Source organism: Arthrobacter sp. ATA002 (genome assembly GCF_026898095.1).
In the GTDB taxonomy this organism is placed as follows: Bacteria; Actinomycetota; Actinomycetes; order Actinomycetales; family Micrococcaceae; genus Arthrobacter_B.
The window spans coordinates 2,172,448-2,195,040 of record NZ_CP114015.1; the positions used below are offsets into that span (position 1 = coordinate 2,172,448).

At 67.0% G+C, this 22,593-nt stretch carries 22 protein-coding genes, 1 pseudogene and 1 riboswitch; of the genes and pseudogenes, 9 read left to right on the top strand and 14 right to left on the bottom strand.

The window, feature by feature from the left end; translation table 11 throughout:
• Positions 1 to 138: 138 nt before the first annotated feature.
• The 4 genes from OL239_RS10655 to OL239_RS10665 all read left to right on the top strand — a co-directional run bounded on the left by OL239_RS10655 (position 139) and on the right by OL239_RS10665 (position 2,283).
• Positions 139 to 960: an SMP-30/gluconolactonase/LRE family protein gene (locus OL239_RS10655; RefSeq protein ID WP_268908919.1), complete on the top strand. Its 822-nt coding sequence runs from the start codon at positions 139 to 141 to the stop codon at positions 958 to 960.
• Positions 957 to 1,298, top strand: coding sequence for a TetR/AcrR family transcriptional regulator (locus tag OL239_RS20155; RefSeq protein ID WP_442864133.1), 342 nt, complete (start codon positions 957 to 959; stop codon positions 1,296 to 1,298). Before OL239_RS10655 ends, OL239_RS20155 begins: the two co-directional genes overlap by 4 nt.
• The gene (locus OL239_RS10660) at positions 1,181 to 1,636 is read left to right on the top strand and encodes a TetR family transcriptional regulator (protein ID WP_268908920.1); all 456 of its coding nucleotides are present in this window, start codon (positions 1,181 to 1,183) and stop codon (positions 1,634 to 1,636) included. The genes OL239_RS20155 and OL239_RS10660 overlap by 118 nt, the downstream gene beginning before the upstream one ends.
• A gap of 404 nt (positions 1,637 to 2,040) precedes the next feature.
• Positions 2,041 to 2,283, top strand: a complete 243-nt coding sequence (locus OL239_RS10665) for a hypothetical protein (RefSeq protein WP_268908921.1) — start codon at positions 2,041 to 2,043, stop codon at positions 2,281 to 2,283.
• Between the two features lie 248 nt (positions 2,284 to 2,531).
• Here OL239_RS10665 and OL239_RS10670 read toward each other — a convergent pair whose 3' ends face one another.
• The 9 genes from OL239_RS10670 to OL239_RS10705 form a co-directional block, all read right to left on the bottom strand.
• A complete protein-coding gene (locus tag OL239_RS10670; protein WP_268908922.1) occupies positions 2,532 to 2,978 on the bottom strand; it encodes a hypothetical protein in 447 nt (148 codons plus the stop codon).
• A 9-nt stretch (positions 2,979 to 2,987) separates the two neighbouring features.
• Positions 2,988 to 3,380: an acyl-CoA dehydrogenase family protein gene (locus OL239_RS19525; RefSeq protein ID WP_329609196.1), complete on the bottom strand. Its 393-nt coding sequence runs from the start codon at positions 3,378 to 3,380 to the stop codon at positions 2,988 to 2,990.
• On the bottom strand, positions 3,287 to 4,216 hold the full coding sequence (locus OL239_RS10675; protein ID WP_329609197.1) for an acyl-CoA dehydrogenase family protein: 930 nt from the start codon (positions 4,214 to 4,216) through the stop codon (positions 3,287 to 3,289). The genes OL239_RS19525 and OL239_RS10675 overlap by 94 nt, the downstream gene beginning before the upstream one ends.
• Before the next feature lie 137 nt (positions 4,217 to 4,353).
• Positions 4,354 to 5,598 carry a cobalamin-independent methionine synthase II family protein gene (locus OL239_RS10680; protein ID WP_268911739.1) on the bottom strand — a complete coding sequence of 415 codons (1,245 nt, stop codon included), beginning with the start codon at positions 5,596 to 5,598 and terminating at the stop codon, positions 4,354 to 4,356.
• Between the two features lie 373 nt (positions 5,599 to 5,971).
• Complete coding sequence (locus OL239_RS10685; RefSeq protein WP_442864134.1) at positions 5,972 to 6,346, bottom strand: histone-like nucleoid-structuring protein Lsr2; 375 nt, start codon at positions 6,344 to 6,346, stop codon at positions 5,972 to 5,974.
• A gap of 134 nt (positions 6,347 to 6,480) precedes the next feature.
• Positions 6,481 to 8,025, bottom strand: coding sequence for an MDR family MFS transporter (locus OL239_RS10690; RefSeq protein ID WP_442864295.1), 1,545 nt, complete (start codon positions 8,023 to 8,025; stop codon positions 6,481 to 6,483).
• A 169-nt stretch (positions 8,026 to 8,194) separates the two neighbouring features.
• Entirely contained in the window at positions 8,195 to 10,267 is a 2,073-nt protein-coding gene (locus OL239_RS10695; RefSeq protein ID WP_268908923.1) for an ABC transporter permease, read from the bottom strand.
• Positions 10,216 to 10,680, bottom strand: a complete 465-nt coding sequence (locus OL239_RS10700) for a hypothetical protein (protein ID WP_268908924.1) — start codon at positions 10,678 to 10,680, stop codon at positions 10,216 to 10,218. The genes OL239_RS10695 and OL239_RS10700 overlap by 52 nt, the downstream gene beginning before the upstream one ends.
• 1 nt (position 10,681) lies before the next feature.
• Positions 10,682 to 11,446 carry an ABC transporter ATP-binding protein gene (locus OL239_RS10705; protein ID WP_268908925.1) on the bottom strand — a complete coding sequence of 255 codons (765 nt, stop codon included), beginning with the start codon at positions 11,444 to 11,446 and terminating at the stop codon, positions 10,682 to 10,684.
• Between the two features lie 153 nt (positions 11,447 to 11,599).
• Between OL239_RS10705 and OL239_RS10710 the strand changes: the two genes are divergently transcribed.
• The 5 genes from OL239_RS10710 to OL239_RS10730 all read left to right on the top strand — a co-directional run bounded on the left by OL239_RS10710 (position 11,600) and on the right by OL239_RS10730 (position 15,694).
• Complete coding sequence (locus tag OL239_RS10710; RefSeq protein ID WP_268908926.1) at positions 11,600 to 12,508, top strand: sensor domain-containing protein; 909 nt, start codon at positions 11,600 to 11,602, stop codon at positions 12,506 to 12,508.
• A 61-nt stretch (positions 12,509 to 12,569) separates the two neighbouring features.
• Entirely contained in the window at positions 12,570 to 12,875 is a 306-nt protein-coding gene (locus OL239_RS10715; RefSeq protein WP_268908927.1) for a sensor histidine kinase, read from the top strand.
• A complete protein-coding gene (locus tag OL239_RS10720) occupies positions 12,863 to 13,507 on the top strand; it encodes a response regulator (RefSeq protein ID WP_268908928.1) in 645 nt (214 codons plus the stop codon). Before OL239_RS10715 ends, OL239_RS10720 begins: the two co-directional genes overlap by 13 nt.
• A gap of 295 nt (positions 13,508 to 13,802) precedes the next feature.
• Positions 13,803 to 14,405: a hypothetical protein gene (locus OL239_RS10725; protein WP_268908929.1), complete on the top strand. Its 603-nt coding sequence runs from the start codon at positions 13,803 to 13,805 to the stop codon at positions 14,403 to 14,405.
• A gap of 231 nt (positions 14,406 to 14,636) precedes the next feature.
• Positions 14,637 to 14,788, top strand: a riboswitch (cyclic di-AMP (ydaO/yuaA leader).
• Positions 14,789 to 14,791: 3 nt separating this feature from the next.
• Entirely contained in the window at positions 14,792 to 15,694 is a 903-nt protein-coding gene (locus OL239_RS10730; RefSeq protein WP_268908930.1) for a C40 family peptidase, read from the top strand.
• A gap of 110 nt (positions 15,695 to 15,804) precedes the next feature.
• Here the strand turns inward: OL239_RS10730 and OL239_RS10735 are convergent, their stop codons facing one another.
• The 5 genes and pseudogenes from OL239_RS10735 to hrpB form a co-directional block, all read right to left on the bottom strand.
• Positions 15,805 to 16,374, bottom strand: a complete 570-nt coding sequence (locus OL239_RS10735) for a hypothetical protein (RefSeq protein WP_268908931.1) — start codon at positions 16,372 to 16,374, stop codon at positions 15,805 to 15,807.
• Between the two features lie 68 nt (positions 16,375 to 16,442).
• Entirely contained in the window at positions 16,443 to 17,912 is a 1,470-nt protein-coding gene (locus tag OL239_RS10740) for a sensor histidine kinase (protein WP_268908932.1), read from the bottom strand.
• Positions 17,909 to 18,577 (bottom strand): response regulator transcription factor, encoded by a 669-nt coding sequence (locus tag OL239_RS10745; RefSeq protein WP_268908933.1) that lies wholly within the window; start codon positions 18,575 to 18,577, stop codon positions 17,909 to 17,911. The genes OL239_RS10740 and OL239_RS10745 overlap by 4 nt, the downstream gene beginning before the upstream one ends.
• A gap of 143 nt (positions 18,578 to 18,720) precedes the next feature.
• On the bottom strand, positions 18,721 to 19,707 hold the full coding sequence (locus OL239_RS10750; protein WP_268908934.1) for an FUSC family protein: 987 nt from the start codon (positions 19,705 to 19,707) through the stop codon (positions 18,721 to 18,723).
• A 206-nt stretch (positions 19,708 to 19,913) separates the two neighbouring features.
• Positions 19,914 to 22,558, bottom strand: a pseudogene (gene hrpB, locus OL239_RS10755) (ATP-dependent helicase HrpB).
• Positions 22,559 to 22,593 lie beyond the last annotated feature (35 nt).

Consider the following 22,593-nt stretch of genomic DNA (forward strand, 5'->3'; position numbering starts at 1 on the left):
CTTATCCGGAGCTGATGGGCGCGGTTTCCGGTCAGCGAGGGCTATGGTCCGGGACGCGGCTGCGGACGCATACTGAAAACTCCGTAGTCATTTCGACCAACCGTCTTCGACCATCTGCATGGGAAAGAGGTGTCCGCCATGGCGGAAGTGACAACTCTGGCTTCAGGGCTCGGGATGGGGGAATCGGCCCGGTGGCACGGCAGCGAACTGTGGTTCGCCGACTGGATTGCCGGCACCATATCTGCCCTGGACGGAGCGGGGAAGGTCCGGAGAATCACTGCGGTGCCGTCCTATCCCATCAGTTTCGACTGGCTGCCGGACGGGAGGATGACCGTGGTTTCCGGTGCCGTCGGCACGGTTCTGCTGGAGGTACCGCATGCGGGCCTCATTCCCGTGGCTGACCTGCGCAATATTTCCGAGTATCCGTGGAACGAAATTGTTGTCCATCCCTCGGGGAGCATTTACGTCAACGGCATCGGCTACGACTACTCCGGAGCGGCTCAGGATTCCGGTGTCATTGCTTTGATCCGCCGGGACGGGTCCGTGGAGAAGGTCGCCGACGGACTCGCCTTTCCCAACGGCATGGTCGTGTCCCGCGACGGCAGCACGCTGGTGGTGGCGGAATCCAACGCCGGGCGCCTGACGGCCTTCTCTGTGCGCGGCGACGGCCGGCTGGAGCCCGGAAAGCTGTGGGCTGAAGAGGACGGCAGCGCACCGGACGGCATCTCCTGGGACGGCAGCGGCGGCATCTGGTTCGCGGAGGTGCCGGGGGAACGCTGCGTCCGGATCCGGCAGGGCGGCGAGGTGCTGGAAACGGTCCAGCTGGACCAGGGATGTTTCTCCTGCGCTGCCGGAGGCGACGACGGCGGCCTGCTGTTCATGATGACGGCACAGTGGCCCGATGTCCTGGACCCCACGGCCGACAGTACCGGCCGGGTTATGGGCCTGCGGGTGAAGTGACCGGCGGAAAGTCGCACCGGGGTGCGCAGCCCGCCGCTGTTACGCTGGTTGCTGATCGCTTAGTTTGCGATGGAGCACCCGCCGAATGGAGCAAGGCCATGACCGACACCGCCCAGCGACTGCTGGACTCCGCTACGGAGGCCTTCGCTGCCAAGGGGTTCCACGGAACGACGACGCGGGACATCGCTTTCGGTGCCGGGGTGACCCCGGAGCGGTCTACGTGCACCACAAATCCAAGGAAGACCTGCTCTACTGCATCTCCAAGGTCGGCCATGCGCGCACCCTTGAACTGGTGCGCGCCAGCACAGCCTCCGCCCACGGGCCCGCGGAGCAGATGAGCGCCCTGGTGCGGAGCCTGGTGGAGTGGCAGGCCGCGAACCACACCAAGTCCCGGGTGGTGAACTTTGAGCTGCCGGCGCTGAGCGAAGAACACCTCAGTGATGTTCTCCGAATGCGCCACCAGGTGGAGGATGAATTCCGCCGGATCGTCGAGGATGGCCTGGCGGAGGGTGTCTTTGATGTGCCCGATGCCAACATGGCGGTAGTCACCCTGCTGTCCCTGTGCATCGACGTCGCCCGCTGGTACCGCAGCGACGGCCGGCTCAGCGCGGCGGAGATCGGTGAGCACCACAGCATTATGGCCCTGCGCCTGCTCGGAGCCGCCGGGCTGCCATAACCGGCATCCGCCCCCACGGCTGCCACTGTCCGGGACGTTGCACGCAGTTCGTCCGCGGCCCACGCCAGGCGCAGCCGGCGCTGATAGGCACCGTGAACGTCGGTGCAGGATTGATCGGTCGGGATGATGAAATCCGGAGGACGATAGAGAAGAGACATGGGGTCCTTCGAAGCGATTGTGGAAGGTCCAGTGCTGCGCCCCCGACGTTGCGGACCCGGAGGCCCCGGAGATTCTCGCGGCGATTCAGCCGCCAGCCCCGGCGAAGAGGCGGTCCGTACGGCCTTTTCCGGCGCCGTCGTCGTGCGTTCGGCCTGGTTCCAGCAACCTGCTCCGAACATTTCCTGTATCCGCAGGTCCTGGACGGACGGCTGCGGGTCCCGGTCGACCGGATCACCGATCCGTTTGTGGACCTTGAAGACTCCGCCGAGGCCCTGGAGCGCCTGCTGACGGACAGGGAAACCTATGACTCAGCCGGCCGGGGAAACGGGATACTGGAGTTCACCGGCCCCGAGTCCGTGGCGTTCGGTGATGTGGCAGACCTGCTGAGCAGGCCCGCCAGGCACGTTCGGGATTACGTCGCCCGGACAGCCTCGGCCGGAAGTTGGGACACCGCGGCGCAGCCTGGAGAGTTCGGAAAGCTTGGATAGCCCCGGCTTCTAGGATTTTTTTCGCGTGGAGGGTGTAGTTGTTCGCGTTGAGCTGGTGGTTTGGTGTCGGGCGGGGTGAGCGTTATATCCGAAAAACTTTATATGAATGGATAGAGTTGGATAGGCTGCGGGAATGAGCATGAGGTGGTGAGGCGGAGAGCCTGCGCGGCTAACCGGCCGTGACTGCCGCCGGCCGCCGAGGGAAATGCAGGACAGGCCATTCGGTCCTCCAGCGACTGGTCGGAGCTTCAGGCACTGGCCCTGGAAATCCGCAGGCCCAGGTTGTCCAGGCCGGAGCGGATCATGGCTCCGTAGCCGTCCCGCGGCAGGTGTGCGCTCTCCCCCAGTCCGGCCTGTTGCTGAGCCCTGGCCAATGCAGGCTGCCCGCGGCGCAGGTAGCCGTCACCAAGGTTCAGGTGCAGCGAAGGAAGCATGCCCCGAACCTCCGGAATGCCGACCGGCGCAAGATCCCCGCCGGACAGGAATCCGTGTTCATGCAGCGCCGTTTCATCCCAGCTGATCTCGTCGTCGAGTTCTTCCTGGATATCGGCCAGATAGTGGGCGAGTACGCACCGCCGGCCGTGGTCTTCAGCGGATGTGCTCTCCCAGCATTGCATCAGCAGACTTCGGGCACCGGGTTTGTCTCCCCCGAGCACAGCAGCCACGGCCGCGAGCACATCATCCCAATCCGCCATGGGCCCATCCTAGGCGAAGGCAGAGAACCCCGTAATGTGCCGTCCCAGGATCAGTGACTGCATGCTGTCGGTGCCCTCATAGGTGAACACCACCTCCATGTCGGTCAGATGGCGGGCCACGTGGTTTTCCAGCAGCAGCCCGTTGCCGCCCATGATGTCGCGCGCTTCCGAGCAAATCCAGCGGCCCTGCCGGGCGGCAAACATTTTTGCCATGGACGCCATCGGGCTGGTCATGGCGCCTTCGTCAGCGAGCTCATTGAGGCGAAAGCAGGTCAGTTTAATCGCGGTGAGCTGGGCGAGCATATTGGCTAGCTTGTTCTGCACCAGCTGGAACCGGCCGATTTCCCTGCCGAACTGCACACGGGTCTTGGCATAGGCGACCGCAATTTCGTAGGCAGCCACCGCGTGTCCCAGCGCCTCCCAGGCCACTCCCCGCGGGTCGCCGCCAGGACTTTATTGACGTCCTTGAACGAGTTGCAGTTCTCCAGCCGGTTCTCCGCCGGAATGCGCAGGTTCTCGATCATGATGTTGGGCTGCAGGACAGCGCGCTTGCCCATCTTTCCCGTGATGACCTCGGCACTGTAACCGGCCGGATGGTTGCCGGCGGCGTCCTTTTCCAGCACAAAGGCCTTCACGGCACCGTCAGCCTCATCGCGGGCAAAGATGACGACGACGTCGGCGAAGCTCGCGTTGCCGATCCACCGTTTGCTGCCGTTCAGCACGTAGCTGTCCCCCTCGCGGCGGGCTGACGTTTCCAAGGAAACGGAATCCGACCCGTGCTCCGGCTCGGTCAGGGCGAAGGCGCCAATTTTGTCGAACCGGGCCATGGCCGGCAGCCAGCGGTGTTTCTGTTCCTCGCTGCCCAGCATGTCGATGCTGCCCATCGCCAGCCCGGAGTGCACGCCGAAGAAGGTGTTGATGGAGCCGTCACCCCGCGCCAGCTCCGCCGCAGCCAGGGAAGCAGCCATGCGGCTGAGGCCGGGGCAGCCGTAGCCCTTAATGGTTCCGCCGGCAATGTTCAGGGCTGCGAGTTTCGGTACCAGCTCGAAGGGAACCTCAGCACGCTCCCAGTAGTCATTGATCACCGGCAGCAGATCGTTGTCCACAAACTCCCGGACCCGGGCCTGCACATCCTTCGCCTGCTCGTCGAGCAGGTTGTCCAGCAGATACAGATCGCTGTCCACGTCCTGCACCGCCGTCGGGTCGAAAGAAGCGCGGACGGTATCGGTGGTGGTCATGACGGCTCCATTGCATCGTAGGTAACTAATCGCTTAGTGACCGAGTATGGGTGCCGCGCCGGAGTCCGTCAAGAGTCTGGCTGCAACTGTAAGGGGCGGGCAGCCAGCACTGTCCGCCCCTCGCTCCCCGGCGGCGGTCAGCGCACGGTCGATGCGCGGCGGTAGAGACGGTCAGCCGCGATTTCAGCACCGCGGCCCAGTGACTGGAGTTTGGCCAGGGCAATATCCGGGTGCAGCCGTCCGCCCAACCCGCAGTCGGTTCCCGCTATGACGTTCTCCGGACCCACCAGTGCGGCAAACCGCTCTATGCGCTGGGCGACAAGTTCCGGATGCTCCACCACGTTGGTCGCATGCGAGACAACGCCCGGAACGAGGACCTTGCCGTCGGGAAGCTGCCTGTCCTGCCAGATGGTCCACTCGTGCTCATGGCGGACGTTGGCGGCCTCGAACGAGTAGGAGCCGGCGTTAATGCCGAGCACCAGGTCCACGATGTCGGCGAACGCGATGTCGGTGGTGTGGGGGCCGTGCCAGGACCCCCAGCAGACGTGGAAGCGGATCTGGTCCTCGGGCAGCCCGCGCAGGGCGTAGTTCAGCGCGTCCACCCGGATCTGCGTAAACCGCTGATAGTCCTCCACAGTGGGCTCCGGGTTGATCTGGTCCCAGTTCTCGGCAATGGACGGGTCGTCGATCTGTACTGTCAGCCCGGCGTCCACGATGGCCTTGTACTCTTCCCGGAGGACTTCCGCCCAGGCCCAGATGAATTCCTCTTCACTTCGGTAGAACTCATTACCGATTCGGCTTGCCGACCCCGGCGACAAGGCAGTAATAAACCCCGTAGGAACGCCGGCTGCGGCAAGACCCGACTTGAGATTGGTAATGTCGCTGGTTAGCGCCCCGTGGCCGGTGTAGCTGATGGGGCCGGTGGCCGTGGGAAACGCCGTGGCGTTCCGGCCGAGCTGTATGCCGCTTTCCGGGTCCGAATAGGCGGCGGCGAACCGGGTCCAGTCCCGCCGGTCGGCAAAGGACGTCAGCCGAATGGCGCCTGCATCGCTGCGAACCGGACCGGCAGTGATCGGATTGAATTCCGTAAGTTCAAGGCCGGCAGTCCGCTGGAAACTGTAAGTCCACCATGCGCCGTAGTCCACGGCATTTGACATGGCCTTGCCGTATTCGCCGTCACCGGGGATGGTAATCCCGAGATCCTTCTGGCGCTGCACCAGATCACGGACCGCGGCTGCTAATAGGGCCTCAAACTCCGGCGTGCGTTCCAGCGTGAAACCGTCGGAGGCAAAGGTCCGCGCGGCATTGGCTGCTATCAGTTCCGGGGACCGCGGCAGCGACCCGGCATGGCTGGTGGAAATTCGGTCATGGGACATGGGCATTCCTTCCATCGTTCCTGCCATTAGCACCCTTCCGGAAGGGAATATCGTCCGGGGGAAGCTGCAGCGTCGCGGAGGCAGGTCTCTCAGCTGCTCTGGATGGTGCGGACAAGGTGTGGTCCGCCGGCAACGCGGGGTGCGCCCCTCTCCGGCGGGCGCCGGGTGCCGTGCAGAAGGGCTGCACCCAGCATGCGTTACCTGGAACTGGAATGCCAGAAGCGCGTTATATGACGCGGCGGCGCCGAAATGTGGCGCATCGGCGTCACGGAACGCTACGAAGGTAATCAGGCGTAAACGTACTGACGCCTGCACCCGGGCGGGGCATTTCTGCCCCCACGGAAAAGCGCCCCGCCCGGACAGCGGCCGGAGACGGCCGCTAAAACGGACTATTGGGCGGCGCTGTACGCCTGTCGAATTTCCTGGCTGATTCGGCCGCGTGCACTTGGCTTATAGCCATTGGCAATGGCCCATTCACGGATCTTTCGGCTGTCGTCGCTGCGCGGCGCGGTTTCACGCCTAGCGCCGCGGCCCGCCGCTCCCCGCGCTGACGGCGCCCGCTGGAAACATACGGGGCCAACTTCTCGCGCAGTTCAGCAGCGTGCTCAGTCGTCAGGTCGATTTCATATTGTGCGCCGTCAAGTGCGAACTTCACGGTTTCCTGAGCGTCGTCGCCGGTCAGGTCGTCAATCAGCAGTACTTGTCTTTTCTGAGCCACGTGGTCTTGTTCCTTATTCATGTAATTCTGAACCACCCCTTGGAATCAGCTTAGCCGAAGCAGTGGAATGAAATAGGCCCCGTGGCGCATTCCGCCGGCGGATTGCATCACTAATCCGCGCGGCAGTCCCGGCTCTGCATTTTCCGAAGCCGGGACTGCGCGGACGGATCTTAGTGGATGACTACGCCGTCGGGCAGTTCATTGGTGGGCCGGCGCACCAGGAATGAAGCCGCCACCGCCACCAGGGAAATAACCGCGCCCCAGAAAAAGGCGGTGTGAACTCCTGCGGCGGCGGCAGGTACGGCTGCCATGCCGTCGTTCAGTGCCGCCGTCGTGCCCGTGGTCATCAGCGTGATGAACACTGCGGTGCCGGCCGCGCCGGCCAGCTGCTGCAGGGTGTTGATGATGGCACTGCCGTGGGAGTACAACGACTTGTGCAGGGACCCGAGAGCGGAGGTGAACAGCGGCGTGAAGATGAAACCCAAGCCGGTGTTCAGCAGGCAGTGCAGCACGATGACCAGCGCGACGGGGCTGTTTTCATCCAGGGTGGTCATGCCCCACAGCGAGGCACTCAGCAGCACCGCACCGGGCATAACCAGCGGCCGGGGGCCGAATTTGTCGAACAGGCCGCCCACGATGGGCGACAGGATGGCCATGACGACGCCGCCGGGCAGCAGCAGCAGGCCGGTGTTCAGCGTGGTCAGCCCGAGCACCGTCTGCAGGTACAGCGGCAGGACGATCAGGCATCCGAACAGGGCCATCATGCTGACCAGGACCATCACAATGGCAACGATGAAGGGTCTGCTGGTAAAGGTCCGCAGGTCCATCAGGGCCCGGTCGGCACGCTGGAGGACCAGCTGGCGGAGAACAAATCCGGCCATGGCCAGGACGCCGGCAGCGATCGGGATCCACAGCGGCATCGGTGCCTCGCCCTGCGCGGCTTCGCCGATGCTGCTCAAGCCGAAGATCAGTCCGCCGAAGGCGAAGGTGGAGAGCACGATGGAAAGGATGTCGAAGGGGACCCGCTTGGGTTCGGTCAGGTTCTGAACCTTGATCGCCCCCAGGACCAGGGACAGCACAGCGATTGGCAGGACCAGCCAGAACATCCAGCGCCAGTCGAGAACGCTCAGGATGATGCCGGAGACTGTCGGGCCGATGGCTGGTGCCACGGCGATAACGATCGAGATCGTGCCCATCATCCGCCCGCGCCGGTGGGCGGGGACGGCGTTGAGGACCGTGGTCATCAGCAGCGGGAGCATGATCGCGGTTCCGCCGGCCTGGATCACCCGCCCCGCCAGCAGCGTGCCGAAGCCCGGCGCCAGTGCGGCCAGCAGGGTTCCGGCGCTGAAGAGCGACATTGCCGTCATGAACAGCCCGCGCATGCTGAAGCGCTGGAGCAGGAAGCCGGTGGCGGGGATCACCACCGCCATGGTGAGCATAAACCCGGTGGTGAGCCACTGCGCGGTTCCCGCAGTGATATTCAGATCCGCCATGAGCCGCGGCAGGGCAACGCTCATGATGGTTTCGTTCAGGATCACGACGAAGGACGAGACCAGCAGCAGCCCGATCACGGTCTTGGTGCGCGGATCCAGGGCATCGGGCGACGGAACACGCGCGCCGCGCGGGGTTTTGCCGGCAGCTTTCGCGGGCGCTGCCCGGCCGGAGGACTGATCCGGCAACGGCGGTTCGGAGGATACGACGGAAGGGGGGTCAATGCTCAAAAGAGAGAAATCCTGTTCACAGTGGTGCGGATGGGGCGGGTCTTGCCCGAGCTGCAATCTTAGCGGTGCCCCGTACCGGCCCCGGACACCGGCAGCGGACGGCGGGGCCGCAGCCGCCGCTGCCGCCCCGCCGGAGTTCCCCTTCACGCTGTGCGCGGATTCCTCAGTCTGTCCGCCGGCGCAGTGCGGCCCGTGTGGCCACCGCGATGGACCCCAGGCCCAGGAGCGCCGTCGTGCCGGCGAGCAGCAGATAAGCCACCGGCTGAATTGTGGGCAGCGGCTGCCCGGACACGCTAACCGCAATTCCCATCAGCGGCGGCAGAGCGAGCACTGTTCCCAGTACGACGGCGGCCGCTGCTATCAGCACCGATTCATGCCTGGTCATTCGGCGCAGCTGCGCGTCGGAGGCTCCCAGGTTGCGCAGCAGCAGCAGCTCCGGGCGGCGCCGTGCGGTCGCCATCACCAGGGTGTTGACCACGGACACGCCCAGGTACCCCAGCAGCACCAGCATCGCCAGGATGGAAACCCATGACTCGGCATTGCGCTCCGCCGCTCCGGCGGCACCGAGCTCCTCCCGGTCCAGGACCGTCAGGCCCAGCCCGTCCACCGCGGCGGTCAGTGCCGCGGGATCCGTGTCCGGTTCGGCGGTGACCAGCAGGTAGTCGTTCAGCCCCGTGGTGGTGTGGCTGCGCAGGGTCTCGTTGTCCACCGCGACGTCGCCGAAGCCCAGGCCGCGTTCATAGGTGGCAACGACGACGGCGGTCGCCTCGGTCCCGTCCCCGTAGTAGAAGGCGAAGTCGTCGCCCGGCGCCGTGTCCGTTTCCCGGGCCAGCGACGTGCTCAGCGCCACGGTGTCCGCTTCGGCCAGCCGGTCCAGGGATCCTTCGCTCACCTTGAGATCCAGGCTCCCGGACAGGTTCCCGGGAGCCAGCCCCTGGATGGCGTAGGGCTGGACTCCGTCCTCCATCCCCAGGAATGCGGCCTTGGCCAGGATCGCCGAGCGGGACACGGGTGAGGCAGCTTCCACTCCCGGCAGGGCCGCCACCTGGTCCGCGAGTTCCGCGGACACTCCGGAGCCCGGGGCGCTGACCATGTATCCGGCGACCGTCCCGTCGCGGGACTGCCGTTCGGCTTCCGCAGCCACGGTGGTCGGCATAAAGAACTGCACGGAACCGAGAGCGATCGCAAGGGCCAGCGGAATGATGCCCGCGGCGAGCCGGCGCGGATAAGACCACGCGTTCGCCTCCGCCAGGATCAGCGGTGCGGAGGAACTGCGGCGCACCAGCGGCTGCAGCAGTTTCAACATTCCCGCCACCAGCCAGGGGCCCAGCATACCGGCGCCTATCACCAGCAGCAGAATGCTGGACGCCGCCGCAGCGAGGCCCGCACTCCCCGGGACCGCCGCCGGAACCAGCGCAGCGGCCAGACCTCCGCCCAGCAGCGCCAGCCCGGTGATGACCCGTCCGCGGCCGAGCGCGGATTTCTCCGTTACGGACTCGCGCAGGGCCGTTGTCGGCGCCGTGCGGACAGTGCCCCGGGCAGCAACAAGTGACGCCCCCACAGCAGCGGCAACGCTGATCAGGACGGCAGCCAGTGACGGAAGGGGGCTGAAAGCGAGGCTGAAGGACTCCGGAATCACGCCGGCGGCGGTAAACCGGTCCCCCAGGAACCCCGCGAGCAGGAACCCGGGCACGGCCCCAAGCACCGCAGCCGCCCCTGAAACCAACAGCACTTCGCGGACCACCAGGCCCAGGGTCTGGTTGGCCCCGGCGCCGACGGCGCGCAGCATGGCGAACTCACGCCGGCGGCCCATGATGGACAGTGACAGGGTTCCGGCGGTCACAAACACCGCGGTCATCACGGCGACGCCGGCCAGGGACCCGCTGAACAGCAGCAGCATGGAGCGGGCGGCGGAACCGCCGAGGTTCTCCACGTCGCCCCGCCGGTCCCCGGTGTAGCCAACAACACCGGACACCTGCGACTCGATATCTGCGGAAAGCTGCTCCGGCCGGATGCCGGGCTCGGCAATCACGCCCACCGTGGCCACGGTGTCACCGTGCGGCCACAGGGCTGCGGCCCCTGCCGCGCTGAGGAAGACGGCGGGACCCGCCGCAGCGTCCTGCGTGCCGTCCTGCGGTGACACAACGCCGGAGACCGTGTACTCGGCCGGCACACCGCCGTGGCTCAGAACGATCCTGCTGCCCGGCTCCTTGCCGAAGGACTCCTCCACTGCCACTTCCCTCTCCCCGCGGGGGCCTCGCCCGAGGCCAGCCCGTAGGGCGCCAGGACGGCGGCCTCCCATCCGGCGGCGGACACACCCGATCCGTCGGCCGTCGCCAGGGGAATCTCAACGGTGCCGACGGCTTGATCCACACCCGGAACGGCGGCGATGTCCTCCACTGTCCCGGCGGGAAGCAGGACGCGTTCGGCGAAGGGAGCGTCCATGTCCTCCACCACCGGGTGCGACTGCGGGGCGCCCACCACGACGTCGGCAGCCCGGGACCGCTCCGGCGCCGTGCCGCCGCGAAGCCCCGATTCAATGAGGACGCCCATCGCGGTTATGAGCGCGGCGCACAGGAAGACGGCCACAAAGACCCCCGCGAACCCGCCGCGGTGGTGCCGGATTGATGCTTTGGCAAGAGAAAACATGTCAGCGCTCCCCCAGGTTGGCCATGCGTTCGCTGACGTCGAGGGCGGTGGCGCCGCTCATGCTGCCGTCGAGGCGTCCGTCCGCCAGAAAGATGACGGTGTCCGCGTGACCGGCGGCAACCGGATCGTGGGTGACCATGACCACCGTCTGCCCCAGGGCGGAAACGGTGTGCCGGAGCAGGCCCAGCACCTGGCGGGCCGTCCCGGAGTCGAGGGCTCCGGTGGGCTCGTCGGCGAAAACTGCGGCCGGCCGCGTGATGAGGGCCCGGGCGATGGCGGCCCGCTGCTGCTGGCCGCCGGAGAGTTCCTGCGGCTTCCGCTCCCCCAGTCCAGCCAGCCCCACGGCGTCGAGCACGTACTCGAGCCAGGCGTCGTCGGTTCCCCGCCCTGCCAGCAGCAGCGGCAGCGTGACGTTGCGGGATACCGTCAGCTGGGGCAGCAGGTTGTAGGACTGGAACACAAAGCCGACATGGTCCCGGCGGAAGCGGGTCAGCTCTTTGCTGCGCATTCCGGAAATCTCGGTGCCTCCCAGGAGCACGCGGCCGGCGTCGGGGGCGTCCAATCCCGCGGCACACTGCAGCAGCGTACTCTTGCCCGAACCTGATGGGCCCATGACCGCTGTGAAGGTGCCGGCCGGAACGGCCAGGGAAATGTTGCGGAGGGCCGGTACGGTGGTGCTGCCGGAGCGGTAGTTCCTGGAAACGCCCTGCAGCTGCAGGGCCGCCGGAACGGATGGATCAGGGAATTCAACTGGATCGGAAAACATGGGTTCATCCTTTGCGCGGGTTTTAGGGGAGGAAATCTCTGCTTCCACCGACGCTACGGATTTCCGGAACGGGTTCCGATACAGCCAACAGCCCGGTTCAGGGTATAGCTGGCTATACCGACAGCGTTCGGCCGCTCGGGCATAATTCAACAGGTGATACTTCCCAGCCGTGAAAGCCTGAAGTCCCGCCTCCGGGACGCGGCTTTCCTCCTGCGTGAGGGCGGATACTGGCTGGGGTCCTTTGGGATCCTGACCGCGGGACTAATACTGTTGCCGTTTATCGCCCTGGGCGTCGGCCTTTATGCCGTTCCGGGTCTCTTGGAGGTCCTGGACCGGCTGGCCGCCCGGGCGCAGGAACGGGCAGCGAAATTCTCCTCCGCAGTAATTCCGTTCGAGCGCCGGCGTATCGGCGGCCGGTATTCCTTCGCCCAGCTGGCGGCGCTGCTGAGTGCTCCGGAATCCAAGCGCGACCTGTCCTGGCTCCTGTTCCACAGTGCCTTCGCCGTGCTGGCAGGTCTTCTTGCACTGGCGCTGCCCCTGGGTGCCGTGCTGTACATACTGGCAGCACCTTTCTGGCCGCTGTTCCCGCCGGAGACTCCACTGGAGCTGACAATCACCATTCGGAGCTGGGGCGATGCCGTCCTGACCATGCTGCTCGGAGCAGCCTACGGGGCGGCCGCATGGGTGCTCCTTCCCTGGCTGGCGCGGCGGATCAGCGGAGGAACGCTGGCCATTCTCTCGCCCCGCCGCTATGCCGAACTTTCGCGGCGGATTTCCGACCTTTCGGCCGCCCGCGCCAGCGCCCTCGCGGCCCATGCCGCTGAGCTGCGCCGCATTGAGCGGGAACTGCACGACGGCGCGCAGAACCGGCTGGTCGGCGTCGTCATGATGCTGGGACTCGCCCAGCGGGCAGCCGAGAAAGACCCGGCCGCCGCCGTGCCGTTCATCGGCCGCGCCCAGGAGGCCGCATCGAAGCCCTGGCCGGCCTGCGGGCTGCCGTGCACGACATTTATCCGCCCGTCCTGGACGAGCTGGGCCTGGGCGGTGCCGCCTCAGCTCTGACCAGCCGCTCCCCGTCCCCTGCTCACTGGACACGAAGCGTCTTGAGCGGGCACCGGCGGCAGTGGAGTCGGCCGCGTATTTTGTCCTCGCCGAAGCTTTGACCAACGCGGCGAAGCATGCCGGCGCATCACGGATTGACGTGGTGCTGGAAACCGAATCGACTCCCCGGGAGGATGTCCTGGTGATACAGGTGAACGACGACGGCCGCGGAGGCGCGCGGGTGGACCCGGCAAACGCCGGCGGGGGTTCCGGAACCGGGCTGACCGGCATCGCCCGGCGCGCCGCGGCTTTTGGCGGCAGGCTGGTGCTCAGCAGCCCGGCCGGCGGGCCGACAAACGTGAGGGTGGAACTGCCGTGCGCCTTTTAATCGCCGAGGATGATGCCCTGCTGCGCGCCGGTCTGGAACTGCTGCTCAGCGGCGAAGGATTCGAGGTGGTGGGTTCCTGGGACAACGCGGATGACCTGCTGGCAGCGTTCGAACCCGGCACCGCGGACGGGGCTGTGCTCGATGTGCGCATGCCGCCGACCTTCACCAACGAGGGGCTGCGGGCGGCCCTGGAACTCCGCGAGCGGGTCCCGGACTTTCCGGTCCTTGTCCTCTCCGCCTATGTGGAGGACCGGTACGCCAGCCGGCTGCTGGCTTCCGGAGCACAGGGCGTGGGGTACCTCCTGAAGGAACGGGTGGGCAACGTCGGCGAATTCGTCGACGGCCTGCGGCAGGTCGCCGCCGGCGGAACCGTCATGGACCCTGAGGTTATTGCCCAGCTCTTTAGCCGGCGCAGCAACCGGGACCCGATCCGGTCCCTGACCCCGCGCGAGTTCGAGGTGCTGGGCCTGGTGGCCGAGGGGCTGGGCAACACGGCGATTGCCTCGGCCATTTCCGTCTCGGAAACCGCGGTCAGCAAACACATCGGCAATATCTTCGCGAAGCTTGGGCTGGCACAGTCGGACAGCGGCCACCGCCGGGTGCTCGCCACGCTGGCGTACCTGCGGTCCTAGCCCGGCTGCGCTATTCCTGCAGCGCAGATTTCGACATATTCCTCGATTCCCACAAACCTGTCGGCGGCTGTTGGCTGGTCGCCACCGCTTTTCCCACCTGTCCGGCAGCTGGTGTTTTTCCCGCCTGCATCGTGGCGCATTCGACGGTCAACAGGGTATTAGTCTGCTGAGTGAAGTTTCCGAGCTGCTTGCATTCCCCCGGGCAGCGGACCCCGGGCGGAGCCGGGTAGGCTGGGAGTGCTCCGGGTTCCAGCTGCTTTTTGCGTTCCGGCCAGAAGACGAAGGAAGAGAGAACATGCCAGCTCCTCAGCGAACAGATGCCGACAGTATTCGCCGGGAGTTTGGTTTCCTTACCGTTACGGAAGTACTCCAGCTGTGCGCCACCCAGCGGATACTTGACCCGTCATCAACGCTTATTTCCGCGAAAGTGCAGCTGGGTGAAGGAAATGTTTTCTATCCCGGAATCGTCCTGCAGGTAGACGGTGAGAGTTCCTGCGTCATTGGACACCGCAACGTGTTTCATCCCGGCGCTTTTATCTCCGCCGAGCACGGCGGAATGATCCTGATGGGCTCCGACATTACCCTGGGGCCAGGCAGCGTTCAGCTGCGGGCCGGCCGGGCTGACGCGGTGGCGGTCGGTGACAGTGCCCGGCTGTCCAACGGTCCGGTGGTGACCGGCCGCTCCGTACTCGGTTCCGGGTCGCAGATTTTGGGCGCCGTCGAGGCCGATTCCGTGGTGCTCGTCGACGGCGGGGATTTTGCCTCCAGCCCGCCGGAGAAGCGCGGTGCGGTGCTGAAGGGTGCCGGTCTCGTCAGTGGCGTACGCCTGGCCCCCGGTTACCTGCTGCAGGGATTCGGTGATTTCTCCGCCGCCGGCGTCGTGCGCCAGACGGACTAGCCGGACCGCGCGCCCGGCCGGGGCCCTGGCCCGCCTGGCCTGCGCCCCTGGCCGATTGGCCGGCCAATTGTGCCACGGCGCACGCTTAGCACAAAGAGGCGCCACTCACACGGGTCTGCGAGGTCCGTTACTAAATAGTTATCTTCCCGTAATCGTCTTGTAGCGTATTCGTCATGCCGTTATCTGAAGCGGCTCCCTTGGCTTGTTACCTAGCTCTGCCGCTGGCCAAGGTCCACAGATATACACACTTCGGCAGAGGCGGGGGAACCATAAACGGGTTCCTTTTGAATCCTGGGGTTAAGTCAGCCAAAGGTTTCTACGGCTGACCGGGTGACTCCCATCCGCATCCGACAGCTCACCTCGCAGGTATCGGGAGAGGTAAATCAATGTCTTTCAATAACACTCGTGGACGCCACCGTGCCGAAAACACCGGAATGTGGGCCGCACTCGCGAACTCCACCAGCGGCAAGGCGCGCTCCATCGGCAGCACGGCCGCCGTTGTGGCAGCCGGCTCCGGCCTGATGCTCGGTATGGCGGCTCCGGCCTCTGCCGGTGTCATCACGAACGACTCAACCGAGTCCTACAGTGCACCTGCCGCTGTTGCTGCCCCCGCTGCGGCTCCGGCCGCGGCTCCCGCAGCGGCTCCGGCAGCCGCAGGCTCGACCCACGTGGTCCAGTCCGGCGACACCCTCGGCCAGATTGCTGCAACGTACGGCGTCACCCTGAATGACATCCTGGCGCAGAACGGTCTTGCGCTGGAATCCATCATTTACCCCGGCGATGTCATCACGTACGCCGGCGGCGCCGCAGCAGCTCCGGCCGCTGCATTTGCAGCCGCACCCGCAGCTGCAACCGCACCGGCTGCTGTCTACGAGGCTCCGGCCCCCGCCGCAGCCGACTTTGGCAGCATCAGCACCCAGGCCTCCGCGGTGACTCCGGCCGCCGCAACCGGCGCAGCTGTGACGGGCACCAACCAGACCATGCTCAACTCCGCCTTCTCCCAGATGGGTGCCATGCAGGACTGCACCGTGCTGGTGGAAGTTGCCCTCCGGGCAGCAGGCCACTCGGTTGGCGACCTGGCTCCGGCACAGCTTGCTGCGTACGGCACCCCGGTCTCCGACCCGATGCCCGGCGACATCATCTACTACGCTGACGGCGGCATGGGCTTTGCCCACATTGCCATCTACATCGGCGACGGCCAGGCCATCCACAGCGGATGGAACGGCAACCAGACTGTCCAGCAGAGCGCCAACGTCGGTTCCGGCGCCGCCTACTACCGCGTAGCGTAACCGCTGGACGGTAGATCTGCCGCGAGGGCGGGAAGCGAACGTCCCAAACTTCGGTAAACCACAAGGAACGCCCGGCCTCTTGGCCGGGCGTTCCTTGTGTGTTGTGTTCGCTATATGTTCTGTTCGGAACCGTTCTGGCCGGAACCGTTGTGGCCGGAACCGTTGTCATCGGCGTCTGGGCCGCCGTCCGGACCGTCATCGTCCGGGCCGTCGCCGTCCGGACCGTCATCGTCCGGACCGCCGCGGTGGCCGTCGTGGTGCCCGTGCCGCTTCGGGCCATCCTCCCCTGCTTCATCGTCAGGGGAACCGCCGCCCCGGCGATCCCCGTCTTGGGTGCCGGCCTCGCCGCCGTCGGCATCCGAGTCGGTGTCGGCGTCGGTGTCAGTGTCGGCGTCGGTGTCAGCGTCGGTGCCAGCGTCAGTCCCGCCGTCGTCGTCAGAGCGCGGACCGCCGTCGTCGTCAGAGCGCGGACCGCGGTCGTCCCGGTCGTCCCGGCCCTCGGCCTCGGTATTGTTCTCGGTCCCCTGATCCTGCTGTTCGGTCACTGAGGCCTGCTCCTGATCCGCCGGGGAATCTGCGGTGGCCATGCCGGCAAAGAAGGAGCCGACCAGCAGCGCCAGTCCGCCGACACCACCGAGAATCCAGCCAAGCGGACCCTTGACCTTGTCCCGGAAAGCCATAGTGGTTTTCACCTCCGAATAGTGGGTTGCTTACGCATCCATTCTCAGTTCGGATTCTTCGAGGATTCTTAGATGCGGCGCCGGGGCCGGAACCGGGCCAGGGGCAGCCGGACCTCCAGCACGCCCCCTGCGCCGGCTGCGGCGGGCAGCGCACGGACGCTCCCGTCGTAGCGGGCCGCGATTTCGGCCACCAGAGCAAGTCCCAGCCCGTAGTGCCGCGGTTCCGGCGACTGTGCTTCTTCCCCTGCGGTTGAGCCGGCCCCTGAGCCGGCCCCTGAGCCGGCGGCGCCGGTGGCTTCTACGGTGTCTTCGGTTCCTGCCGCTTCTGTGGTTCCTGCCGAGAGACCTTCCTGCCGGGTCCGGTGCAGGCTCTCCTCATGCTTCTGCTGCCGGACGGAGGCAAACCGTTCGAAGGCATGCCGGCTGAATCCGGGCGGAAAGCCGGGACCGTCGTCCGACACCCGGATCACGGCGTCCCGGCCGCTGGTCCGCACGGAAACCCGCACACGCGTCCGGGCGTAGTCCAGAGCGTTGGCACCCAGGGCCGTGAAAATCCGCAGCAGGGCAAACTGCCCGCCGAGGACAGTCACTGCCGCTTCCGGGGCGTCCAGCTCCAAAGACAGCCGGCGCCGCAGAGCCTCGGGCTGCAGTGTTCCCACCGCGGACCGGGCAAGGTCGACCAGGTTTACCGGCTCCGCATCGCCGGTCTGCCGGGGGTCCGCGGCCATCAGCAGGTCCTCCAGGATGCCGGTCAGCACCTTGGTGTCCGCCACCACGTCGTCGGCGGCCCGCACAGCTTCGGCATCCGGTGTCCATTTCGGTTCGGGTTCCTTGGTGCGGTCACCGGGGCCCATTTTCGACGCCGGCCCGGCTGCCCCGGCTGCCCCTGCCGCGCCGGACACCAGCCTGCGCCGGAGCAGCTGCGCCCGGGTGCTGAGCAGCGTCAGCGGAGTCCGCAGTTCATGGCTGGCGTCGGCGACAAAGCGGCGCTGGAGCGCAAGCGCTTCGGCCATTGGACGCATTGCTGTCCGAGCTGCCAGGGCCGAAACCGCTCCGGCGGCAAGCCCCGCCGCCGCCACCGAAACCGCCAGCGCCAGCGCCAGCCGGTGCAGCTGCTCGGTCGCTTCACGCGTATCGACGGCGGCCTGGACCACGTTGGGGCCGCGCCGCGCCGTCAGGACCTCGTAGGTTCGGCCTCCGGCGGTGACGGTATCCCTGCGGTCCCGGCCCGTCTCGGCAACCCCGGCCAGTGCCTCCTCGTCCGGGAGACCCGAGGGCATATTGCGCGAAACGGCCAGCCTGCCGTCGTCGTACACGGCCAGGAAAACGTCCAGCGGAACTTCCCGCGGCGAATCGAACTCGATGGCCGAGGACAACGTCTGCTCCGCCGCTTCCCGCGTCTGGGAGGCCACCAACCCGTATACCAGGACCCCGGCAAGCCCCAGCAGCAGCACAACGAGGACAGTGAACTGCACCGCCAAACGGAGGGACGCGCGGGTCAGTTCGGCGTTTTCCCGGTGACGCCGGGGATACCTCACGTCAGCGGTCCCAGCCGGTATCCGATGCCGCGCACCGTCAGCACCACGCCCCTGCCCAGCTTTCGCCGAAGGTAATGGACATACGTGTCCACTACGCCGTCGTCGTCCGCCTCGGGAAACACTGCATCCAGGAGGTCGGCGCGGGGAAAGATCTGCCCGGGTCGGCGCGCCAGCTGTTCCAGGAGGGCGCCTTCACGCTCGGACAGCACCACCACGTCCCCGCCGGCGGTGGTGACGGTGCGGCCGGTGGGATCCAGGGCACCGCCGGGCACGGGCAGGGCCGGAGTGCGGGGAAGAGTCCGGCGCCGCAGCACCCGGAGGCGGGCCAGCAGCTCGTCAATATCGAAGGGCTTGGCCAGATAGTCCTCTGCGCCGCGGTCCAGGCCCTCGACCCGGTCCGCCGGGTTTCCCAGGGCCGAAAGCACCAGCGCAGGCACGTAAATGCCGCGGCTGCGCATCCGGGCCAGGACATCGAGCCCTTCGATGACCGGCAGTCCGCGGTCCAGCAGCAGGACGTCGAAGGGGTGTGTCAGTCCCTCGTGCAGGGCCCGCTGTCCATCATGGGCGACCGTCACGGCATAGCCTTCGGACTCCAGGAGCTCCGCCAGCATCCGGGCCAGGCTGCGGTCATCTTCCACGACCAGGATCCGGGGACGGTCCGCCATGCCCGAAAGTCTATCCGCGGCCTGTCCGAAACACCCCGGAACGCCGGCCCTTCGGGGGTCCCGCCATGGAATTCAGCGCCGAGTCCCGCCTACTGCTTACCACCTGCGCGGGGCTTCCCTGCTTCCGGGCTTCCTGTTCCCGCCTACCTGGCTCCCGCCGATCGTCCACCGGAGATCCGGGCCGGCCGGAGTGCCAGCCTCCTGGCCCAGTCCGCGCCGCGGCCCGTCGTCAGCAGGATCACGGCGACGGCAACCAGGGCACCGATGGTGGTTTCGACGGCCCGGTCCACAGTGAGCTCCCACACCGGCTGCACGGACACGAAGCCGGTCATCAGCAGCGCCACCGGCGTCAGGAAGACCATGGCGAGGCCGTAGTGCCGAATGACATACACCTCGCCGCCGAACTGCAGCAGTGCCAGGAGCACGGCCAGCTGCACCGGACTCCAGTCCGGCTGCAGCAAAAGCGCGGAGAGCAGCACCCCGCCATAGGTGCCCAGAATGAAATGTCCCGCCCGGGCCGGAGCGTGCGATGCGTCGGCGGCCGCAATCGGGGCGCAGGCCGCGAGCATCGCCCAGTAGCTGTGCCCCGGCCCCAGGAACAGGGCCAGGGAACCTGCGGCCGCGACGGCGGCAGCGTAGCGTCCCGCGTGTGCCAGAATCCGCGTGGCCTCCCGCGGCGGCACCGCGGACCGGAAGAGCACCGGGGTGTGGCGGCGCGCATGCACCCGACCGGCGACGCCCAGCAGCACTGCAGTCACGGCGGCCCCGGAGACGGCCAGCGCCGCTTCCGTGACGGCTCCTGAAAACGGTGCGGCTGCAGTGGCCGTAAACGCGAAGATATAGGTGAAGGGCCCTGCGGGCCGGATCCGCAGATAGTCAGCGGTTCCGGATAAGGCGGCGGCAACCACAGTGGCAGCCACAACCAATTCCCAGTCGCTGCGTCCGGTGATGGACATGGAGACTCCGGCCACCACCGTCAGGCACATCAGCACGCCGGACTGCGCCTGCTGGCGCAGCCTCCTCCAATGGTGTTCCGTGCGGCCAAACACGCCGGTCAGCGATCCGAAGATGGCGCACATGGTGAGATCGGTGCGCCCCAGGAGAATCAGCACCAGCAACGGGATCAGCATTCCTGCGGCTACCCGTATGGCCGGGAACCGGTGGCCGCGGCCCGCAGGGACTGCCAGGAAGCCACGGAAATCTTGCTTCACGGGTAACGAGCCTTTCACTGCGGCAGGGGAAATGCCGCCTGTCCAGCCTAGGGGCGCAGTCCCGCACCCCGGCGGAACCACTCACGTGATTCATGTCCCACGGAAGCCGGGGTCGGAGGTCCGTGTTACATCCGTGCCTTGGTTTTGGCCGTGGCCTTCGCTGCCCAGGGGTCTTCGGGCCACGGGTGCTTGGGATACCTGCCGCGCATCTGGGCGCGGACCTGCAGATAGGGTCCCGACCAGAAGGATGCCAGATCATCGGTCACAGCCAGTGGGGCCCGGGCGGGTGAGAGGAGGTGGAACAGCACCGGCACGCGCCCCTGAACCAGGCGCGGCGTGTCAGCCCAGCCGAAACACTCCTGAAGCTTGACGGCCACCACCGGCCGCCCGCCGTCGTCATCCACTGCCGGATAGGTAATCCGGACCTGGGAACCACTGGGAACCTGCAGCCGTTCCGGGACCAGCTCCGCCAGCCGCGATGCGTCTGGCCAGGGAAGCAGCCGGCGCAGCGGCTCGGCCAGATCGATTCCGTTCACCGGTGCACCGGCGGCCAGCGCCTGCAGTTCGGGAGCCAGCCAGTCGTCGAGCCGGGCCAGCAGCGCGGTTTCGGTAATATCAGGCCAGGGCTCCCCCAGTTCACGGTGCAGCAGGGCCATGCGGCGGCGCAGCGCGTCGGCCGCCGGAGAGAAACCAATCACTTTCAGTCCGTCACGTTCCAGGGCACGGGCCACTGCTTTTGCGCCCTCCGCCGGCGACGGACGCACCGGCGTGGAGGAGAGCACAATGGCGCCCAGCCGCCGTTCATTCCTGGCGGTGACGCGGCCTCCAGCGAACTCCGCCTCCACGGTGTCCGTTAGGAGGTTCCGGGCGGCAGCTTCCGCCGTATCGGCACCCAGCGGGGCTGCGGACCGGATCACGGCTCCGGTTCCCGCAGCATCGCGGCCCCGGGCGCGGGAGACTTCGGCAACGGCGAGCCACTCGTAGCCTGCCAGCGGGCTGCCTTCCGGCAGGCCGGCCCGGGTTCCGGTCGACAACTGATAGCGTTCCCCAGCGCCGGAACCGCCGGGCACCCGGCGGGCAATGCGGTCCGGGAAAGCCAGCGCGACGACGAAGCCCAGGGCCTCCGCAGCCGGGACCGGCGCCCCGGCGCGGTCTGCGGCAACAGCAGCACCGGCGCGGCGGGACAGTGCCTGCAGCCGCCGCACGTCTTCGGACCAGCGGCGCTCACCGGGATTCCGTCCGCCGCGCAGGCTTGCCAACAGGCGGGAGAGGTCAGCAACAGGTGCGCGCAGGTCCCCGGACACCAGGGCTACGGCTTCCGCCGCCGCACGTGCGCCCACGACGGGAGTACCGTCCAACAGGGCACGGGCCAACCGGGGATCGGCGGGGATGGCGCCCAGCGTCCGGCCAAAACCCGTGACTGTACCGTCAGAGTCAACGGCTCCGAGATCGCGCAGCACCGCCTGCGCGTCTTCCATCGCCGCACGCGGCGGAGCATCGGGCAGGGCCAGCCCCTGTCCCGCCGGGGTGCCCCAGCAGGCCAGGAGCAGTGCGGCGGCGGTGAGATCGGCAACGGAAATCTCCGGGGTCTGGTGAGCCGGTGCGGCGCCGAAAGTGCGTTCGTCGTAGCAGCGGATGACTCGGCCCGGCCCTGCCGGGCAGCGCGTCCGGCACGCTGCACTGCGGACGCCCGGGAACAGGACACCGTGACCAGTCCTGACATTCCGCGTGCGGCGTCACGGCGCGGTTCGCGGGCGAGACCTGAATCGATTACCAGACGTACTCCCGGAACGGTCAGCGATGATTCGGCGAGGCTCGTGGACACGATGATCCGCGGCGGATCATTCGGGCGCCGGCCGGAGACTGCCCGGTCCTGCTCCCGCGGATCCACCTGGCCATACAGTTCCAATACCTCGGTTCCGGGTCCGGAACCCGTTTCACCCGCTGTCCGGCTGCGAAGCTGCGATGCTACATACGACACCTCCCAGGCTCCGGGAACAAAGACCAGTGCATCGGCCTGCGGGTTATCGGTCAGCATGTCCCGGTGCGCCGCAGCAGCGGTTTCTGCGATGTGGTTCAGGAAGGAGCGGGTTACTCCGTGTTCATCAATGCGCAGCGACGCCCCCGGAGCCCAGCGGACCTCGAGGGGATGCAGAGCCGAGGGGCAGCCGATGACCGGGACCGGACCGCCGCCGTCGCCATCGCTAGTGCCGATTAACGCGGCGAACCGGGGCGCATCGACCGTGGCGGACATGGCCACGAGCGTGAGGTCTCCGCGCAGCTGACGCACTTCGGTGAGCATGCCCAGCAGGATGTCCGTCTCCAAGCCGCGTTCGTGGACCTCGTCCAGCACAACGGCGGCAGTGTCCTCCAAACCAGGATCCGCCAGCAGCCGTCGCAGCAGGATGCCCGGAGTAACAAACTCGATGACGGTATCCGTTCCGGCGTGGCTTTCGCCCCGGACGGTGTAGCCGATTCTCCCGCCGAGCCTGGTGCCGTCCAGTTCGGCAAGCCGGCGGGCTGCGGAGCGTGCGGCGACCCGGCGCGGCTGGGTCACGACAACCCGCAAGGGGTTTCCGGCTGTGGTGGCGCGCTCAGCAACCAGGCTGGCGAGGAGTGGCGGCACGAGTGTTGTTTTTCCGGTGCCCGGCGGGGCTTGGACGACGGCGGCGCCGCCCGGTTCCAGTGCATCGGCCAAAGCCGGCAGCGACTCCGCGAAAACCAGTCCTTCGCCGATGGTCTGCAGGTCAAACAGGGTACTGCTGTCAATAAGCGGCGTGGGTCGGCCTGCGTCGGGGCTGTGCG

Coding starts and splice junctions, on each gene's coding strand:
- OL239_RS10705 (WP_268908925.1), bottom strand. CDS start 11,446: ATGTTTTCCGATCCAGTTGAATTCCCTGATCCATCCGTTCCGGCGGCC.
- OL239_RS10735 (WP_268908931.1), bottom strand. CDS start 16,374: ATGGCTTTCCGGGACAAGGTCAAGGGTCCGCTTGGCTGGATTCTCGGT.
- OL239_RS10730 (WP_268908930.1), top strand. CDS start 14,792: ATGTCTTTCAATAACACTCGTGGACGCCACCGTGCCGAAAACACCGGA.
- OL239_RS10670 (WP_268908922.1), bottom strand. CDS start 2,978: ATGGCGGATTGGGATGATGTGCTCGCGGCCGTGGCTGCTGTGCTCGGG.
- OL239_RS10725 (WP_268908929.1), top strand. CDS start 13,803: ATGCCAGCTCCTCAGCGAACAGATGCCGACAGTATTCGCCGGGAGTTT.
- OL239_RS10750 (WP_268908934.1), bottom strand. CDS start 19,707: ATGCTGATCCCGTTGCTGGTGCTGATTCTCCTGGGGCGCACCGATCTC.
- OL239_RS10675 (WP_329609197.1), bottom strand. CDS start 4,216: ATGACCACCACCGATACCGTCCGCGCTTCTTTCGACCCGACGGCGGTG.
- OL239_RS10745 (WP_268908933.1), bottom strand. CDS start 18,577: ATGGCGGACCGTCCCCGGATCCTGGTCGTGGAAGATGACCGCAGCCTG.
- OL239_RS10700 (WP_268908924.1), bottom strand. CDS start 10,680: ATGTTTTCTCTTGCCAAAGCATCAATCCGGCACCACCGCGGCGGGTTC.
- OL239_RS10655 (WP_268908919.1), top strand. CDS start 139: ATGGCGGAAGTGACAACTCTGGCTTCAGGGCTCGGGATGGGGGAATCG.
- OL239_RS10680 (WP_268911739.1), bottom strand. CDS start 5,598: ATGCCCATGTCCCATGACCGAATTTCCACCAGCCATGCCGGGTCGCTG.